Genomic DNA, 19,337 nt, shown 5'->3' with positions numbered 1-19,337 from the left:
CGGTCAGTCCGGAGGGCTGAACCGGGAGACGGGTCCGGGTCGCTGACGCGCCCGGACCTGAAGGCGTGGTCATGGCGTCCGTCCCGGATCTCCGCTGCGCTTCGTCCGGGAAGACAAGGGTCGTCACTGGAGGTGAGATAGGCGCCTTTTCCTCGCCACCGTCCAGGCGGAAGCTCCACGCCAGAAGAGGAACGCATGACCCGTGACCGATCCATCATCTGCGCCGTCATCGGAGCGATCCTTGTGACGGGGTGCGCTGCGCCGGCGGCCTCGTCGGAGCCGCAGGGCCCTGTGCTGGCCGTCGATCAGGTCGCGGGCTTCTGGTCCCTGCGCGGTCCCGGTGGAGCACGATGCAGCCTGTCGCTGGCCAATCTGGTCATCGACGGCGTCCGGCCGGTGCTGGCCGAGAACTGCGCCATTCCTGAAGCGACCAAGGCCAAGAGCTGGCGTGCGACTGCGGGCGGGTTCCAGATCCTGGGCGCCGACGGGGCGGTGGTCATGGCCTTCCGCCGCACGGGCGAGGATGCCTTCGAGGCGACCTCGGGCGGCTTCACCCTGAGCCGCGCGCCGCTTTCCTGACTCAATCGTAACTTGCCGAGCCCCGACCCGACGTGACAAGGTCGCTTGACTGTCAGGGGGCTGCTCATGCTTACGATCAAGAATCTCGTCCACGTCTACGGCAACGGGACGCGGGCGCTGGATGATGTGTCCCTGAGCGTGCCGAACGGGATGTTCGGCCTGTTGGGCCCCAACGGCGCGGGCAAGTCGACCCTGATGCGGTCGATCGCGACGCTCCAGACCCCGACCTCGGGCACGATCGACTTTGACGGCATCGACGTGATCAAGGATCCGGAGAAGCTGCGGCGGACCCTCGGCTATCTGCCCCAGGACTTCGGCGTCTATCCGCGCGTCTCGGCCTGGGACATGCTGGATCACATGGCCGTGCTGAAGGGCATCGCGTCCGGCAAGGACCGCAAACAGACGGTCGAGACCCTGCTGCAGCAGACCAATCTGTGGTCGGTGCGCAAGAAGGCCCTGGCCGGCTTCTCCGGCGGCATGCGCCAGCGGTTCGGCATCGCCCAGGCCCTGATCGGCAATCCGAAACTGATCATCGTCGACGAGCCCACGGCCGGACTGGACCCCGAGGAGCGCAACCGCTTCCTGAACCTTCTGGCCGAGATTGCGGACAATGTGGTCATCATCCTGTCGACCCACATCGTCGAGGACGTGGCTGACCTGTGCCCGCGCATGGCCGTGCTGGCCGGCGGCAAGATCCAGCTGGAAGGCGCGCCCGCCCATCTGATGGACCAGCTCAACGGCCGGGTGTGGAAGAAGACCATCGACAAGGAGGCGCTGGACGATCACCGCGCCAGACATGAAGTCATCTCGACGCGCCTGTTCGCCGGCAAGACGGTGATCCACGTCCTGGCGGACAGCCGTCCGGGTGAGGGCTTCGAGCCCGTGCCGGGCGGGCTGGAGGACGTCTATTTCTCTACGCTCAGCGCCTCGCGCAAGGTCGCGGCGTAAGATCATGTTCGGGAAAATCGCCGCCTTTGAGTTCCGATACCAGCTGCGCCAACCGGCCTTCTGGGTCATCGCCATCGTCTTTGGCCTGATCGCCTTCGGGTCGGTCGCAGCCTCCGACAACATCTCGATCGGTTCGGGCGGGAACGTTCACAAGAACGCGCCTTTTGCCCTGGCCAGCATCAACGCGATCATGTCGATGTTCTTCATGCTGGCGACCACGGCGATCGTCGCCAACGTGGTGGTGCGTGACGTCCAGACGGGCTTCGGGCCGATGATCCAGTCCACCCGGATCACCAAGTTCGACTACCTCTACGGCCGGTTCACAGGTGCATTCCTCGCCACGGCCCTGTGCTTCCTCGTCATCTCCCTGGGCGTCATCGCCGGCACGATCGCGCCCTGGGTGGACAAGGAGACGATCGGCGTCTTCCGGCCCTGGGACTATCTGTACAACTACCTGGTTCTTGGTCTGCCGGGCGTCCTGCTGACCTCGGCCCTGTTCTTCGCCCTGGCGACCGTGACCCGGTCGATGATGGCGACCTATGTCGGGGTGGTCGCTGTCTTCATCGCCTATCTCGCCGCGTCCGGCACCCTGGGCAGTCGGCCCGAGTTCGAGACCGGCATGGCCTGGGGCGAGCCCTTCGGTGCAGCCGCCTTCGGCCTGGCGACCAAATACTGGACGTCCGCAGAGCGGAACACGCTGAACGTGCCGCTGGAGGGGATCTTCCTGTGGAACCGGATCCTGTGGCTGGCCATCAGCGTCGCCATCCTCGGGGCCGCCTATGCCCTGTATCGTCCGGCCGTGCGCGGGGCCAAGGCGGGCAAGACCGATACGCTGCGCAAGATGGCCGAGGCCGCCGCCCCCGTCTCGGCCGCGAACCGTCCGCTGGCCTCGCCGACCGAAGGCTTCGCCGCCGGCTGGGCCCGCCTGGCGTCGCGCACCGCGTTCGAGATGTCGCTGGTGTTCAAGAGCCCGGCCTATGTCATCCTGATCCTGCTCGGCTTCGCCTTCGCCATCACCACCCTGCTGTTCATGGGCGAGATCTACGGCGCGCCCGTCCTGCTGGTCACCCGGATGGTGATCGACGGCCTGCAGGGCGCGTTCGGCCTGATCGCCATCATCGTGTCCATCTACTATTCGGGCGAGCTGGTCTGGCGTGACCGGGAGCGCAAGGTCCACGAGATCATCGACGCCTCCTCGACCCCGGACTGGACCTTCCTGCTGCCCAAGACCCTGGCCCTGATCCTGGTGCTGGCGTCGATCCTGATCGCGGGCGTGGTGGCCGGCGTCGGGACCCAGATCTTCAAGGGCTACACCGACTTCGAGTTCGGCAAATACCTGGTCTGGTACGTCATCCCGGGGACGCTGAATTTCGCCCTGATCGCGGTCCTGGCGATCTTCGTGCAGTCGCTGTCGCCGAACAAATTCGTCGGGTGGGCCATTATGGTCGTCTACATGATCTCGACGATCGTGGCGTCAAACCTGGGCTTCGACCACGTCCTGTACCGCTATGGTTCCGGCATCGGGGTTCCCCTGTCGGACATCAACGGCAGGGGTGATTTCGCCGGCTTCGCCGTCTGGCTGGACGCCTACTGGACGATGGCCGCCATCGTCCTGCTGACCCTCGGATACGCCCTGTGGCGTCGGGGGACCGAGACCCGGTTCATGCCCCGGCTGAAGCGTCTGCCGCACCGTCTGAAGGGGCCTGCGGGTGTGGTCCTCGGGCTGGCGCTGGTCGCCTTCGTCGGCCTGGGTGTGTTCATCTATGTCAACACCAATGTCTGGAACGAGTATCTGAGCCAGGGCCAGCAGGAGAACCTGCAGGCCGAGTACGAGAAGACCCTGCTGCGGTTCGAGACCGCGCCGCAACCGTCGATCGTCGATGTGAAACTGGACCTCGACCTGCATCCACGAACGCCCCGCCTGGAGACGCGCGGGACCTATACGATCGAGAACCGCACCGGTGCGCCGCTGTTGCAAATGCACATGCGCTGGAACGACGAGCTGGAGATGAAGACCCTGACCGTCCAGGGCGCGCGGATGGTGCGCGAATGGCCCGAGTTCGGCTATCGCATCTATCGCTTTGACACACCGATGGCGGCAGGCGAGCGCCGCACGGTGACATTCGACACGGTGCTGGAACAGCGCGGCTTCAAGAACAGCGGCAACACCACCCGGATCGTCGACAACGGGACCTTCGTCTCCAACGCCGAGTTCGCGCCGGAGATCGGCATGGATCGCTCCGGCCTGCTGCAGGACCGAACCAAACGCAAGAAGCACGGCCTGCCGGCCGAGCTGCGTCCGGCGAAGCTGGAAGACCTGACGGCGACGGGCCGCAACTATATCGGCGCCGACTGGGTCACGGCCGACGTCACCGTCACCACGGACGCCGACCAGACGCCGCTGGCTCCAGGCCAGGTCCGCAGCGACACGACCGCCAACGGCCGCCGCACGATGCGGTTCGTGACCGAGAGCCCGGTGCTCTACTTCCTGTCGGTCCAGTCGGCCCGCTACGAGATCGCGCGGCAGATGCACAATGGCGTGGAGATGGTCGTCTTCCATGACGCCGGGCACGGTCGGAACGTGCCGCGGATGATGACGGCACTGGAGAACTCGCTGGACTATTTCCAGGCGAATTTCTCGCCCTACCAATTCCGTCAGGCGCGGATCAGCGAGTTCCCTTACGGGTCGTACGCCCAGTCGATGCCGAACACCTTCGCCTGGTCTGAAAATCTCGGCTTCATCGCCGACCTGAGTGACGACACCAAGATCGACTATGTCACCTACATCGGGGCGCACGAGTTCGCTCACCAGTGGTGGGCGCACCAGGTGGTCGGGGCGAACATGCAGGGGATGACCCTGCTGTCCGAAACCCTGGCCCAGTATTCGGCCCTGATGGTGATGCGGGAGATGTACGGGCCGGACAAGATCCGCCGGTTCCTGAAGTTTGAACTGGACAACTACCTGCGTTCGCGCGGGTCGGAGCTGATCGAGGAGCTGCCGCTGAACCGTGTGGAGAACCAGCAGTACATCCACTACCGCAAGGGCGCGGTGGTCATGTACCTGTTGGCCGACCAGATCGGCGAGGCGAACGTGAACCGGGCGCTGGCGCAGTTCCTTCAGGCGCATGCCTTCAAGAGCGCACCCTATCCGCGCTCGACCGATCTGATCGACCTGTTCCGGGCCAACGCCCCGGCCGACAAACAGGCCCTGATCACCGACCTGTTCGAGAAGATCACCCTCTATGACGTCAAGACCACGGCGGCGACGGCGACCCAACGCCGCGACGGCCGCTGGGACGTCACGCTCACGGTCGAGGCGCGCAAACTCTATGCCGACGGCAAGGGCGTGGAGGCGGAATCGCCGCTGAACGAGACCTTCGACATCGGCCTGTTCTCGGCCGAGCCGGGCAAGGGCGCGTTCGACGCCAGCAATGTGCTGCTGTTCGAACGGCGGCCGCTGCGGTCGGGGGTGCAGACGTTCCGGTTCACGACGGCGACGAAGCCGACGTTCGCGGGGGCCGATCCCTACAACAAGTGGATCGACCGGAACTCCGACGACAACGTGCGCAAGGTGGATTAGGGCGCGGTTCCCTCTCCCGGCGGGAGAGGGGAAGCGGGGTCAGTGGATGCTCTCGCCGTGTTCGGAGTAGTCGAGGCCCTCGACCTCGCCGTCCTTCGTGGCGCGCAGGCCGGTGGTGTATTTGCAGACCATCAGTACTGCGAACGTCCCGACGGCGCTCCAGGCGATGACGGCGGCCAGTCCGACGATCTGTTTCACCACGTCTGCGCCCTCGGCCACGCCGTTGATGGCCGTGGTGGCGAAGACGCCGGTCAGGATGGCACCGACGATGCCGCCGACGCCGTGGATGCCGAAGGCGTCGAGGCTGTCGTCATACTTCAGGGCATGTTTCAGCCAGACTGCGCCGGCGTAGCAGGCCGGGCCGCTGATCAGGCCGATCAGGAAGGCGCCTTTGGGATCGACGAAGCCGGCAGCAGGCGTGATGGCGACCAGACCGCCGACGATACCCGAGAGAAGTCCCAGAAGCGTCGGTCGCTTCTTCTCGATCCATTCAATGACCATCCAGCCGAGCGCGGCGGCGGCCGGGGCGATAAGGGTGTTGAGGGCGGCGACCGCGGCGATGCCGTCAGCGGCCCAGGCTGAGCCCGCATTGAACCCCAGCCAGCCGACGAACAGCAGGCCAGTGCCGATGGCGGTATAGGCGAGGTTGGCGGGCGCCATATTGTCTCGTCCGAAGCCGTGGCGGGGGCCGAGCACGAGGGCGCAGACGAGGCCGGCGACACCCGCATTGACATGGACCACGGCACCGCCCGCGAAGTCGAGCACGCCCCACGACCCGAGGTAACCGCCGCCCCAGACCTGGTGGCAGATCGGCGCATAGACGATCAGGTGCCACAGGCCGAAGAACAGCAGGCTGGCCGAGAATTTCATCCGCTCGGCAAAGGCCCCGGCGATCAGGGCGGGCGTGATGATGGCGAAGGTCAGCTGATAGGCGATCCAGAGATACTCGGGCAGGGCGGGGGCCAGACTGTGGGCCGTGTTGATCCGCACGCCGTCGAGGAAGACCGCCTGAAGCCCGCCGATGAAGCCGTTGGTCGCGGGACCCGACGTTCCGAACGACAGGCTGTAGCCGGCGATGAACCACAGGACGGTCACCACCATCAGGGCGGCCGTCGAGGCGGCGATGGTGGCGATGATGTTCTTCTTGCGCACCATGCCGCCGTAGAACAGCGCCAGCCCGGGCAGGGTCATCATCAGGACGAAGGCCGTCGAGACCAGGATCCACGCCGTCGCCGCGCCGTCGATGACGAGCGGCACCTGGTGGGCGAGGAGGGTCGGCGCGGCAAGCGTCACGCGGGCACGGCCTGTCCGGCGTCGATCTTGCGTTCGGCCTCGGCGACGGGGATCGGGACGATGCGGACGAACCGCTTCAGGCTCTCGGACCAGCCGCCCAGCAGCCGACGCGCGAGCGGCGATCCGGTGGCGGACAGATGGGCTTCGATGAGTGCCTTCAGACGCTGACCGGCCGCCTCGGTGACGGGACAGAAGCCGGCGAGGTCGCCGTTCAGGGCAAGACCCGTTCGGCCCGCCTCGTCCAGGACGAACAGCTCGCCGCCCGACATGCCTGCGGCCAGGTTCCAGCCGACCGGGCCCAGGATCGCGACGCGGCCGCCGGTCATGTATTCGCAGGCGTGGGCGCCGGCGCCCTCGACCACGGCCTCGGCACCGGAGTTGCGCACCGCGAACCGCTCGCCCGCCGAACCGGCGACGAACAGGCGGCCGGAGGTGGCGCCGTAGAGGGTTGTGTTGCCGATGGCGGGCTGGTGCTCGCGCCATTCGATCGGCCTGACCACGATGTCGGCGCCGGACAGGCCCTTGCCGACATAGTCGTTGGCCTCACCGGTCAGCTCGAGTTTCAGACCCCTGGCCGCGAAGGCGCCGAAGGATTGCCCGGCTGAACCTTGCAGCTTCAGGGTCAGGACGCCGGTCGGTCCGGTCGGACCCCATCGACGCACGATGGCCGAGGACACGCCTGCGCCGATGGTGCGCATGACATTGGAGATCGGATAGGTCAGCTCCGACGTCTGGCCGCGATCGAGGAAGGCCCAGGCGTCGTTGAGGACGCGGGCGTCCAGGGTCGGAGGAACCTCGGCGCGACCCTTTTCGGCCCACAGCTTCTTCTCGGCCGCCTCCACGCGCACCAGCAGCGGGTTGAGGTCGAGGTCGTCCAGATGCGATCCGCCGCGACGGACCTGACGCAGCAGATCGGTGCGGCCGACGATCTCGTCCAGGGTCCGGGCACCCAGCATGGCCAGATATTCGCGGACATCCTCGGCGATGAAGGAGAACAGGTTCACGACCTTGTCCGCCGTGCCGGTGAATTTCTCGCGCAGGCGCGGGTCCTGGGAGCAGACGCCGACCGGGCAGGTGTTGGAATGGCACTGGCGCACCATCAGACAGCCCATGGCGATCAGCGACGCCGTGCCGATGTTAAACTCCTCGGCGCCGAGGATGGCGGCGATGACGATGTCACGGCCGGTCCGCATCCCGCCGTCGGCGCGGACCACGACGTGGCTGCGCAGATTGTTGAGGCTCAGCACCTGATGGGTTTCGGCCAGGCCGATCTCCCACGGCAGGCCGGCATGTTTGATCGACGACTGGGGCGAGGCACCTGTCCCGCCGTTGTGGCCGGCGATCAGGATCACGTCGGCCTTGGCCTTGGCGACCCCTGAAGCGATCGCGCCGATGCCCGAGGCGCTGACCAGTTTGACCGTCACCCGGGCGTCGGGGTTGATCGACTTCAGGTCATAGATGAGCTGGGCCAGGTCCTCGATCGAATAGATGTCGTGGTGCGGCGGCGGCGAGATCAGGGTCGTGCCGGGCGTCGAGTGACGCATTCGGGCGATGAACTCGGTGACCTTGAAGCCCGGCAGCTGACCGCCCTCGCCGGGCTTGGCGCCCTGGGCGATCTTGATCTCGATCTCGCGGCACTGGTTCAGATATTCGGCGGTGACGCCGAACCGGCCTGACGCGACCTGTTTGACGGCCGAGTTCATGTTGTCGCCGTCCGGGCGGGTGGCGTAGCGGTCCGGGTCCTCGCCGCCCTCGCCGGAGACCGAGCGGGCGCCGATGCGGTTCATGGCGACGTTCAGCACTCCATGCGCCTCGGGCGACAGGGCGCCGAGCGACATGCCGGGGGTCAGGAAACGCTTCCTGATGTCGGAGACGGATTCGACCTCATAGACCGGGACGGGCTTCAGGCCTTCGCGCCAGTCAAGCAGGTCGCGGGGGGCGAGGTCCGGCTGGTCGCGGACGGCCTCGGAATATTGCTTGAAGCGCTTGTAGTCGCCGCGGTTGCAGGCGTCCTGCAGCAGGTGGATCGTCTTCGCATCGTGGGCGTGAGCTTCCTGGCCCGCGCGGATGCGGAAGAAGCCGCCGACAGCGGGGGAGGGGGTGGCCTCTGTCCAGGCCTGGGCATGGCGTTGCAACGCGGCCCGTTCCAGACCCGCCAGACCGATGCCGGAGATGCGCGAGGGGGCGCCCGGGAAGAACTCGGCCGTGACGGCCCGCGACAGGCCCAGGACCTCGAACTCGCAGCCGCCGCGATAGGCGGAGATGACGCTGATGCCCTTGCGGGCGAGCGTCTTCATCAGGCCGGCCTCGAGCGCGCCCTTGTAGTTCAGACAGGCGTCGCGAAGGGCGAGGCCCGGCCAGGCGCCGCGATCCAGACGCTCCTGGAACAATTCCTGCGCCAGCCATGGGTTCACGGCGGTGGCGCCGACGCCGACGAGGACGGCGAACCCGTGCGGGTCCAGCACCTCGGACGAGCGGACGACGATAGAGACGAAGCTGCGCAGGCCTTCGTCAGTCAGGCGGCCATGGGTCCCCGCTGTGGCCAGGATCATCGGCACGGCGAGGCGTGTCCCGGAGGCGCGGTCGTCGGTCAGGACGACCAGGCTGGAGCCGCCGCGCACGGCGTGTTCCGCCTCGTCCTTGATGCGATCCAGCGCGGTACGCAGGCCGGCGCCCGGCCGCGCATCGGCCTCGGGCAGGGGATACGAGCAGTCGATCACGACCGTCGAACCGGCTCCGACGACATCGAGCATCCGCTCGTACATACCGGTCGTCAGGACGGGGCTGTCGAGGACAAAGACGTTCGTCTGGGCCTCGTCCTCGGCGAGGATGTTGCCGAGGTTCTTGAACCGGGTCTTGAGGCTCATCGCCCCGGCTTCGCGCAGGGGGTCGATGGGCGGATTGGTGACCTGGGAGAAGTTCTGGCGGAAATAGTGGGCCAGGGGACGAGGCAGGGCGGACAGGACCGCCGGGGGGGTGTCGTCGCCCATCGAGCCGACGGCCTCCTTGCCGTCCCTGATCATCGGATCGAGTAGCAGGTCGAGGTCTTCTCTGGAGAAGCCGGCGGCGATCTGGCGACGGGTGAGGGCTTCGCCGGTGGCGGCGCGGGGCTCGGGTCCGGGGCCGATGATCGGCTCCAGATCGACCATGTTTTCCAGCCACTCTGTATAGGGATGATCGGCGGCGAGAGAATCGATGGTCTCGATCTCGTCGAGCAGGACACCGTTCTGCAGATCGGCGACGATCATCCGGCCGGGGCCGATCGGCAGGCGACGCTTGATGCGGCTTTCCGGAAGACCGGCGAGGCCCGCCTCGGAACCCGCCAGCAGCAGCCCGTCGTGGGTCTCCATGGCGCGCAGGGGGCGCAGGCCGTTGCGGTCCTTGCCGCAGACGATCCAGCGGCCATCGGTGGCGCAGATGGCGGCAGGACCGTCCCACGGCTCCATCACCGCGTTGCAGTAGGCATAGAGGGCGCGGTGTTCGGCCTTCATCAGGCCCTCGTCGCGGGCCCAGGCCTCGGGGATCAGGAGGGCCTTGGCCATGGGGGCGGGACGGCCGGCGCGGACCAGGACCTCGAACACGTTGTCGAGAGCGGCCGAGTCCGAGCCCCCCGGCTGGACGACCGGCTTTACGTCGCCGTCGCTGTCGCCGAAGGCCTGGGCCGTCATGCGGATCTGGTGCGATCGCATCCAGTTCAGGTTGCCCTTCAGCGTGTTGATCTCGCCGTTGTGGGCCAGCATCCGGAACGGCTGGGCCAGCCGCCACTCGGGGAAGGTGTTGGTCGAATACCGCTGGTGGAAGATGGCGTAGGCGGCCTGGAAAGTCGGATCCAGAAGGTCGGGATAGAGCTGGTCCAGCAGCTCGGCGCGGACCATCCCCTTGTAGATCAGCGACCGGGCCGACAGGGAGCAGATGTAGAAACCGGGCACGCTTTCGGCGATCACCGCGCTCTCGATGCGGCGGCGGACCAGATAGAGTTCGCGCTCCAGCGCCTCCCCGTCGTCCGTCAGATCGGCCGGAACGGCGAGCATGATCTGTTCGATCTCGGGCCGGGTGGCGTCGGCCTTGGAGCCCACCACGCTGAGATCAATCGGGGTCTGGCGCCAGCCGTAGATGGTGAAACCGGCGCGCAGCACCTCGGTCTCGACGATGGCGCGGGCGCGGTCCTGGGCACCCAGGTCTGTGCGCGGAAGGAAGATCTGGCCGATGGCGATGGGGCCGGGACGCAGGGTCTGTCCGATGACGCGGACCTGTTCGGCGAAGAAGGCCTGGGGCGCCTCGACCATCAGACCCGCCCCATCTCCGGAAAGCCCGTCCGCATCGACCGCGCCCCGGTGGGCGACGTTCTTCAGCGACTTGATGGCCAGCTCGACCACCTCCCGACGCGGCTTGCCGTCGATGGCGGCGACGAGGCCCACGCCGCAGGCGTCCTTCTCCGACGAGGGTTCGTAGGCGTGGGCGTCGATCAGGCGCTGTCGGTCTTGCTGGTATTTGGTCAGCCAGGTCATGCGGCGGCTTCTTCAGTCTGGGTACGCAGGTAACGGTCGATTTCGGCGGCGGCGTCCTGACCGTCGCGAACGGCCCAGACAACGAGCGAGGCGCCACGGACGGCGTCCCCCGCCGCATAGACGCCGGGCAGGCTGGTGGCGAAGCCGGACCGGGCGGTGGCCACGGTGTTCCACTCCGTCAGGCTGAGCTCGTCGTGGTGGGCGGCGAACGCTTCCGGCTCGAATCCCAGCGCCTCGATGACGAGGTCGGCCTTCAGGTCGAAATCGGCACCCGGGACCGGCACGATCTCGCGGCGTTTGCCGAACTCGGGTTCCGACAGGGCCATGCGGGCGGCGCGGACGGCGGACACCGAGCCGTCACGCGACATCAGGGCCTTGGGCGCGCCCAGCCACTCGAAGCGGATGCCCTCTTCCTCGGCGTTGAGAACCTCGCGGGCCGACCCGGGCATGTTCTCGCGGTCGCGACGGTATAGGCAGGTGACGCTCTCGGCCCCTTGGCGGATCGCGGTACGGACGCAGTCCATGGCCGTGTCGCCGCCGCCGATGACGACGACGTTGCGACCCCGGGCGTGATGGCCGGTGTCGTCGTCCGCCTCGCCGAGGTCGCGACGGTTCTGGTGGATCAGAAAGTCGAGCGCCGGGAGGGTGTCGCCCGGACCCGCGCCGGGAACCTGCAGCGCGCGGGCCTGATAGACGCCCATGGCCAGCAGGACGGCGTCGTGCCGCTCGCGCAGCTCGGCCAGGGTCACGTCGGTCCCGACATCGCAGTCAGTGACGAAGGTCACGCCGCCGTCGATCAGGCGATCCACGCGACGCTGGACGACCCGCTTCTCCAGCTTGAAGCCGGGGATGCCATAGATGAGCAGGCCACCCGGGCGGTCGTGGCGGTCGTAGACGGTGACCTGATAGCCCTGCTCGCGCAACCGGTCGGCGGCGGCCATGCCGGCGGGACCGGCGCCCACGATGCCGACACTCTCAGGCCGTTCATGCAGCGGGCGGATCGGCTCCACCCAGCCGTTGTCGAAAGCTGTGTCGCCGATGAAGGCCTCGACCGAGCCGATGGTTACGGCTTCCCAGCCGGACTGGTTCAGGGTGCAGGAGCCCTCGCACAGCCGGTCCTGCGGACAGATGCGGCCGCAGATCTCGGGCATGGTCGAGGTCGCCGAGGCGATCTTCCAGGCCTCGCGCATCTCATCCTCTGCCGACAGGCCCAGCCAGTCAGGGATGTTGTTCTGGAGCGGGCAGGCGGTCTGGCAGAAGGGCACGCCGCAGTCGGTGCAGCGTCCGGCCTGCACCTCGACGGTCTCCGTGGTCGGTTTGACGATGATCTCGCCGAAATCCTGCACGCGCACGGACGCTTCCGCCTTGGGCAGGCGGCGCGGTTGAACGACGAACCCCTGGGGTCCGGATGGGCCTTTCTGTTGCATAGCAACATGTAACGACAAACGAGGCCGTCAGCGCAAATGATTTCCCCGCAATTCGGTTTTTTCAGACGCAGAGCGCATGAAATAACCCGCAATCTTGAGTTTCTCCGCAAGATCGTTTGGGCTCAGCCCTGGTCTCAACCGCCCGCCAGCGCCTTGAAAGGGCGATCCGTCAGGCGGCGTTCAGGGCCTGGGGCCGGGCCCGTGCGGAGGTCTGTCTTGTCGACGCGCGATGACATGGCCATAGACGGGGAGAGGTTTTCAGGAGTTCACATTGAGTTTCGAGGTCTCCAGTCGACCCAGAAACGCGGCGGCGACACGCCACGCCATTCTGGAAGCCGCCACGCGACGGTTCTCGGCCGAAAGCTATGATCAGGTCGGCCTGCGCGACATTGCAGGTGAGGTCGCCGTCGATCCCGCTCTGATCTCGCGCTATTTCGGCTCCAAGGAGGAGTTATTCCGGGCGGTCATCGACGATTGCGGAAATGGGCGCGAGCTGATGGACGGTGATCGCTCGACCTTCGGTGAACGTATCGCCGACGACATCGTCTATGGGACCCGCAAGGAAAGCAAACTGGCATGGTTGCTGGTAATGCTGCGCTCAGCCTCGTCGCCCAAGGCGGCCGAGGTGATCCAGAAAGCCTCCACAGAGGGGTTCTACGAACCGTTCACCGACTGGATGGGTGGCGAGGACGCGGCCATCCGCGTTCGGCTCGCTGCGGGTCTGATGATGGGAATGACGGTCGGGCGGGATCTTTCGGGGGGTCTGAACCTGACGCCGCTGGAATGCGAACGGCTGAAAGACCGGATCGCCAGGATACTCCAGGCGCTTGTCGACGGCTGATCCGTCTGCAGACATTGCCGGATGTAATGTCGTCTGCGCTTGCAGCCTCATCTCCGATCCTTAAGGTCGATGTCGGTTGTTTTCGATACTGACGGGGTTGCGAATGCGTGGATTGTTTCTGGCGGCGATGAGCCTGGTCGCGGCGATGACGGCAGGCGTCGCCTCGGCCCAGGTCAGCATCGGACCGGTCCAGCAGACGACCGGCACATTCGAGGACAGGTTCCGCCAGTTCGAGGGCGAGGACTGGCCTACGCCCACCGACTATCGCAACGCCTCGGGCGCGCCTGGCCATCGCTACTGGCAGCAACAGGTCGACTACGACATCGACGTGTCGCTGGACGAGGCGGGCCGCTCGCTGACGGGTGTCGAGACGATCGTCTACACCAACAACTCGCCTGACCGGCTGGGCTATCTGTGGCTGCTTCTGGATCAGCAAAACTATCGCCGGGCCTCGCTGGCCGAGCGCAGCCGCACGGTCGGCGACAACACCACGCTTTCGGTCTCGGAGGTGCTGAGGGTGCAGCGATTCGAGGACTGGGAGGGCGGGTTCAACGACCTGAAGATCACCGGACAGGACGGGCGCGACCTGACGTATTCGGTGACGGATTCGCTTCTGCGGATCGACCTGCCGCAGGGCCTGGGGACGGGCGAGACCTTTACCTTCACGATCGCCTTCACCCTGCCGCTGCCCGAGACAAACGTCGTGGGCGGGCGCAGCGGCTACGAGTGTTTCACCAAGGAATGGCAGGACGGCAACTGCATCTTCCTGGCGGCACAGTGGTTCCCGCGCCTGGCGGTCTATTCGGACTATGAAGGCTGGCATAACGCCCAGTTCCTGGGTTCGGGCGAGTTCACCCTTGAGTTCGGCGACTATGACGTGTCGATCACCGTGCCGGCCGACCACCAGGTCTCGGCCACCGGCGCGCTGCGGAATCCGGACATCCTGACGGCTGAGCAGCGCGAGCGGCTGGATCGGTCGCGCACCGCCGACGAGCCCGTCTATATCGTCACGCCCGCCGAGGCCGCCGCAGCCGAGGCCAGTCCGGCCCGATCGGGTACCCGCACCTGGACCTTCGCCGCCGAGAATGTGCGCGACTTCGCCTTCGCCTCCAGCCGCAAATTCATCTGGGACGCCATGGGGGTCGAGCAGGACAGCGTCGAGCATCCGGTGGTCATGGCCATGTCCTTCTATCCCAAGGAGGCCCGGCCGCTCTGGGATGCCTGGTCGACCAAGGCGGTGGCGCACACGCTGGACGTCTACAACCAGTTCTCGATCACCTACCCCTATCCCACGGCCCAGTCTGTGAACGGCCCGGTCGGCGGGATGGAGTATCCGATGATCACCTTCAACGGGCCGCGCCCGCTGCGGGGGGACGACGGCTCCCTGACCTACACGGAGCGGACCAAGGCCGGGCTGATCGGGGTGATCATCCACGAGGTCGGCCACACCTATTTCCCGATGATCATCAACTCCGACGAGCGCCAGTGGACCTGGATGGACGAGGGCCTGAACAGCTTCCTGCAGTATCAGGCAGAGAAGCTGTGGGACGCCGACTTCCCCGCCCGGGGCGAGCCGCGCCAGATCGTGGAATACATGATCTCCGAGAACCAGGTACCGGTCATGACCCAGTCAGACAGCATCCTGCAGTTCGGCAACAACGCCTATGCCAAGCCGTCGACGGCGTTGAACATCCTGCGCGAGACCATCATGGGCCGCGAACTGTTCGACCGGGCGTTCCGGGAGTACGCCGAGCGGTGGGCCTTCAAGCGGCCGACGCCCTATGACTTCTTCCGCACGATGGAGGAGTCGTCGGGCATGGATCTCGACTGGTTCTGGCGGGGCTGGTTCTATTCGACCGACCACGTCGACATCTCGCTGGACACCGTCATCGCCGTGGCCCTGGAACCGACCGACCCGGAGGCGCGCGCCCGCCTCGCCCGTCAGCGGTTCGAGGATGAGCCGGCCTCGCGCACTGTGGTCAACAATCGCGGCATCGAGACGGTGGCCGAGGCCGATCCGAACGTGCGTGACTACTACGACGAGACCGACCAGTTCACGGTCACCGCCAGCCAGCGTCGCGCCGCCGCTACGGCCCAGACCGCAGCCGATGCTGACCGGCGTCAGGCCCAGACGTTCGACGACAACGTCTATCGCTTCACCTTCTCCAACCTGGGCGGGCTGGTCATGCCGGTCATCCTGAAGCTGAACTGGTCGGACGGCTCCGACGAGATCGTGCGCATCCCGGCCGAGGTCTGGCGTCGGAACAGCCAGAGGGTGACGTGGCAGCATGTCTCGTCCAGGACGCTGGTCTCGGCCGAGGTCGATCCGCTGTGGGAGACAGCCGATGCGAACCGGGCCAACAATGCCTTCCCGCAGTCGATCACGCCGAGCCTGGTGCCGCTGGCCCCGGCCGGACCGTCCGCACCCAACCGGATGCGCGACGACGACCGTCGGGTGACGCCCGACAGCCTGCGTCCGCGGGCGGCGGCGAGCCAATGAGACGACTGGCGCTCGGCGTGGTGGCGGCGGCGGTGGTTCTGGCCACGCCGGTGCTGGCGCATCGGGGTCACTCCGGCCTGACGGTGGTGGTGATCGACGCGGGCGGTGCCGTCAGGGTCACCCACCGGTTTGCTGCGCATGACGTGGAGCCGGCGCTTGTTACGGTCGCGCCCGAGGCTCAGCCGACGCTGGACGATCCGGCGGCGGTCGCGGCCCTGGAAGAGCATCTGGATCGACGCTTCCGGCTGGAGATCGACGGCGAGCGGATCGACCTGAATCATGCCGCGACGGATCTGGCGGGCGACAACATCGAGGTTGACTACAGCGGCAATTGCACGCCGGCCCCCGGCGTCCGATCGGTCCGTGTGGACCTCGATTTCTTTCCCGGCGTCCATGACGATCAGGAGCAGCAGGTCAACGTCCGGTGGGCCGGGGTCACGCGAACGGTGGTGTTTCGACCCGGCACACGGGCCCAGACGATCCGCTTCGGCGACTGATCCGTTTCGTCTCCCGGGTTGAAATTGCCACAGGAGAGCTTCCGGCGGTTTTTTATGGAAGTTTTTACCTGAATTCGGTTGTGCGACGCAGCGATGTCTGGCCTTATGGCCTTGTAAACAGGAGTTGGCCGTGAGCCACGAGACCCGTCACACCCCGATCCGCCGCACGGCTCGCGCCGTCGCCGTGACGCGTCCGGTCAACATGGCCGCCGCCCTGACCACCATTATTCTCAGCGTACTCCTTGGCATGCTCTCCGGAGCGGCGTGGATGCAACTGACCTGAACCCAAGCAAAATCAGGATCGAACGCAGCCACCCGCTCCCGAAAGGAAGCGGGTTTTTTGTTGCGCCGATCCGGGACCTCTCTCGGAACGCCTCAAGACCATGACGCAAGATTTCACCCCGGAAGACACGGCTCCTTCGCCTCAGCGACGCAGTGCCGTCGTGACCGCTGGAGCCAACCGCGCGGCGGCCCGCAGCTATCTGCGGGCCGCGGGCATGGACGACGCCGACTTCGACAAGCCGATGATCGCGGTGGTCAACACCTGGTCGTCGGTGACGCCCTGCAACATGCATCTGGAACGGCTGGCCCGAGACGTTCGCGCCGGAATCATCGCAGCTGGCGGCTTCCCGATCGACTTCAATACCATCGTCGTCACCGACGGCATCTCGATGGGCACGCCGGGTATGAAGGCCTCGCTGATTTCCCGGGAGGTCGTCGCCGACTCGATCGAACTGGCGGTTCAGGGCCACCAGCTGGACGGCGTCGTCTGTATCGTCGGTTGCGACAAGACCATCCCGGCGGCGGCCATGGCCCTGGCCCGGATGGATATCCCTGGCCTGGTCTATTACGGCGGCACGATCATGCCGGGTGTCATCGGCGGCAAGGAGATCTCCATCCAGGACGTGTTCGAGGCCATCGGCGCGCGCGGTGCCGGGACCATCGACGACGACCAGCTGAAGGCGGTCGAGAGCGCGGCCTGCCCGGGCGCGGGCGCCTGTGGCGGCCAGTTCACGGCCAACACCATGGCCATGGCCCTGTCGGTCATGGGGTTGTCTCCCATGGGAGCGAACGACGTCCCCGCCGTCGATCCGATGAAGGGCGCCCAGGGTCACCGCTGTGGCGAGCTGATCGTCGAGCGGGTCTTCGCCGGCGACACGGCGCGCAAATACATCACGCGCGCCAGCCTGAAGAACGCCGCCGCCGCCGTTTCCGCCTCGGGTGGTTCGACCAATGCGGTGCTGCACCTGACCGCCATCGCCATCGAGGCGGGGATCGAGTTCGGTGTCGAGGACTGCAACACGGCCTGCGAAGAGACGCCGGTCATCTGTGACCTGAAGCCGGGCGGCCGGTTCCTGGCCTCGCACCTGTTCGCTTCGGGCGGCACCCGTCTCGTGACCCAGCGTCTGGCCGAAGCGGGCAAGATCGTCAACGCTCCGACCGTTTCCGGCCGCAGCCTGTTCGCCGAAGCGTCCGAGGCCGAGGAGACGCCGGGCCAGCAGGTTGTCTCGACCGTCGCCGAGCCTTTCAGCCCGCGCGGCTCCTATGCCGTCATCTATGGCGACATCGCCCCGGACGGTGCCGTCATCAAGCTGACCGGCCACAAGGTCGACCGGTTCGAGGGTCCGGCCTGTGTGTTCGACTCCGAGGAAGCCGCCTTCCGCGCCGTCCAGGACGGGGCAGTGGGCGAGGGCGACGTCATCGTCATCCGCTACGAAGGCCCCAGGGGTGGCCCCGGCATGCGCGAGATGCTGCAGGTCACAGCCGCCTTGAAGGGCCGGGGCATCCACAACGTCGCCCTGATCACCGACGGCCGGTTCTCGGGTGCCAGCTACGGCTTCGTCGCCGGCCACGTGTCACCGGAAGCGGCGGCGGGCGGCCCGATCGCCCTGATCCGCGACGGCGACCGCATCACCATCGACGTCACCGCGCGCCGCATCGACGTCGCTGCGGACCTGGCCGCGCGCCGGACCGCTCACACTGCGCCGCCGCTGAACGCGGCGACGGGCGTCTTCGCCAAATATCGCGCCTCGGTGGCCTCCGCCGCCCAAGGTGCCGTCACCATTCCCAACCCGCCGCCGGCCCAAGTCCGTGCGGAAACCCGTCAGACGCAGGAAGCCTGAGCCATGCAAATCTACACCAACGACGACATCCGTCCCGGCGTCATCGCCGGCCAGCGCATCGCTGTCATCGGCTATGGCTCGCAGGGTCGCGCCCACGCCCAGAACCTGAAGGACTCGGGCCACGACGTGGTCGTCGGCGTCCGTCACGGCGGCAAGGGCTGGAAGAACGCCCAGGCCGACGGCGTTCCGACCGCCGAGCCGGGCGAAGCGGTGAAGGGGGCGGACATCATCGCCATCCTGACGCCCGACATGGCCCAGGCCCAGATCTACAAGGACATCATCGAGCCTAACGCCAGGAAGGGCGCGGCCATCCTGTTCGCTCACGGCTTCTCGATCCTGTACGGCCGCGTTACGCCGCGGAAGGACATGGACGTCATTCTGGTGGCTCCCAAGGGGCCGGGCGATCTGGTCCGCCGTGAGTATGCGCGCGGACGCGGCGTCCCCGCCCTGTTCGCCGTCGAGCAGGACGCGACCGGCAAGGCCCGCGACCGGGCCATGGGCTATGCCAAGGGCATCGGCGGTGCGACCGGCGGCCTGCTGGAAACCTCCTTCAAGGAAGAGACCGAGACCGATCTGTTCGGCGAACAGGCGGTCCTGTGCGGCGGGGCCAAGGAGCTGGTCATGGGCGGTTTCACCACCCTGGTCGAGGCCGGCTACCAGCCCGAAATCGCCTATTTCGAATGCATGCATGAGCTGAAGCTGATCGTGGACCTGTTCTACGAGGGCGGCATCACCAAGATGAACGAGTTCATCTCGGAGACGGCCAAGTGGGGCTCGGTCGTCAGCGGCCCGCGCGTCATCAACTCCGAGACCCGCGCCCGGATGAAGGACGTGCTGGACGAGATCCAGTCGGGCCAGTTCGCCCGCGAATGGATCGCTGAGAACGAAGCCGGCAAGGGCGCCTACGACGCCCTGGTCAAGGCCGACGGCGAGCACCTGATCGAGTCGGTCGGCAAGGGACTGCGCGAACGGATGGCCTGGCTGCACGCGCCCAAGACCGCCGAAGCCGCATAGTCGAACCGCAAAAAACTCAGTCCCGGA

At 66.7% G+C, this 19,337-nt stretch carries 12 protein-coding genes; 9 read left to right on the top strand and 3 right to left on the bottom strand.

The features are described from left to right. The first annotated feature begins 195 nt into the window (after positions 1-195). The 3 genes from ACW18A_RS12010 to ACW18A_RS12000 all read left to right on the top strand — a co-directional run bounded on the left by ACW18A_RS12010 (position 196) and on the right by ACW18A_RS12000 (position 5,107). On the top strand, positions 196-579 hold the full coding sequence (locus tag ACW18A_RS12010) for an AprI/Inh family metalloprotease inhibitor (protein ID WP_492021947.1): 384 nt from the start codon (positions 196-198) through the stop codon (positions 577-579). Positions 580-645: 66 nt separating this feature from the next. Then, positions 646-1,527 carry an ABC transporter ATP-binding protein gene (locus ACW18A_RS12005; protein WP_492021946.1) on the top strand — a complete coding sequence of 294 codons (882 nt, stop codon included), beginning with the start codon at positions 646-648 and terminating at the stop codon, positions 1,525-1,527. A gap of 4 nt (positions 1,528-1,531) precedes the next feature. Next, a complete protein-coding gene (locus ACW18A_RS12000; protein WP_492021945.1) occupies positions 1,532-5,107 on the top strand; it encodes an ABC transporter permease/M1 family aminopeptidase in 3,576 nt (1,191 codons plus the stop codon). Positions 5,108-5,146: 39 nt separating this feature from the next. Here ACW18A_RS12000 and ACW18A_RS11995 read toward each other — a convergent pair whose 3' ends face one another. From ACW18A_RS11995 to ACW18A_RS11985, 3 genes are read right to left on the bottom strand one after another with little or no spacing between them, the layout of a single operon-like run. Then, a complete protein-coding gene (locus ACW18A_RS11995) occupies positions 5,147-6,400 on the bottom strand; it encodes an ammonium transporter (RefSeq protein WP_492021944.1) in 1,254 nt (417 codons plus the stop codon). Next, positions 6,397-10,908, bottom strand: a complete 4,512-nt coding sequence (gene gltB / locus ACW18A_RS11990; RefSeq protein ID WP_492021943.1) for a glutamate synthase large subunit — start codon at positions 10,906-10,908, stop codon at positions 6,397-6,399. The genes ACW18A_RS11995 and gltB overlap by 4 nt, the downstream gene beginning before the upstream one ends. Further along, a complete protein-coding gene (locus tag ACW18A_RS11985; protein WP_492021942.1) occupies positions 10,905-12,335 on the bottom strand; it encodes an NAD(P)-dependent oxidoreductase in 1,431 nt (476 codons plus the stop codon). Before ACW18A_RS11985 ends, gltB begins: the two co-directional genes overlap by 4 nt. A 271-nt stretch (positions 12,336-12,606) precedes the next feature. On the opposite strand from ACW18A_RS11985, the gene ACW18A_RS11980 reads away from it, so the two are divergent. From ACW18A_RS11980 to ilvC, 6 genes are all read left to right on the top strand, one after another. Then, positions 12,607-13,176, top strand: coding sequence for a TetR/AcrR family transcriptional regulator (locus tag ACW18A_RS11980; RefSeq protein ID WP_492021941.1), 570 nt, complete (start codon positions 12,607-12,609; stop codon positions 13,174-13,176). A 103-nt stretch (positions 13,177-13,279) separates the two neighbouring features. After that, positions 13,280-15,676 (top strand): M1 family metallopeptidase, encoded by a 2,397-nt coding sequence (locus ACW18A_RS11975; protein WP_492021940.1) that lies wholly within the window; start codon positions 13,280-13,282, stop codon positions 15,674-15,676. Beyond that, entirely contained in the window at positions 15,673-16,173 is a 501-nt protein-coding gene (locus ACW18A_RS11970; protein ID WP_492021939.1) for a DUF6702 family protein, read from the top strand. The genes ACW18A_RS11975 and ACW18A_RS11970 overlap by 4 nt, the downstream gene beginning before the upstream one ends. A 130-nt stretch (positions 16,174-16,303) precedes the next feature. Next, on the top strand, positions 16,304-16,456 hold the full coding sequence (locus tag ACW18A_RS11965) for a hypothetical protein (protein ID WP_492021938.1): 153 nt from the start codon (positions 16,304-16,306) through the stop codon (positions 16,454-16,456). Between the two features lie 160 nt (positions 16,457-16,616). Then, positions 16,617-18,296, top strand: a complete 1,680-nt coding sequence (gene ilvD, locus ACW18A_RS11960) for a dihydroxy-acid dehydratase (protein WP_492021937.1) — start codon at positions 16,617-16,619, stop codon at positions 18,294-18,296. A gap of 3 nt (positions 18,297-18,299) precedes the next feature. Further along, complete coding sequence (gene ilvC / locus ACW18A_RS11955) at positions 18,300-19,310, top strand: ketol-acid reductoisomerase (RefSeq protein ID WP_492021936.1); 1,011 nt, start codon at positions 18,300-18,302, stop codon at positions 19,308-19,310. Positions 19,311-19,337: the final 27 nt, after the last annotated feature.

Source organism: Brevundimonas sp. AVps5 (assembly GCF_058681515.1).
The sequence above is the reverse complement of the archived record's forward strand: the minus strand, read 5'-3'. Positions and strand labels throughout refer to the sequence as shown.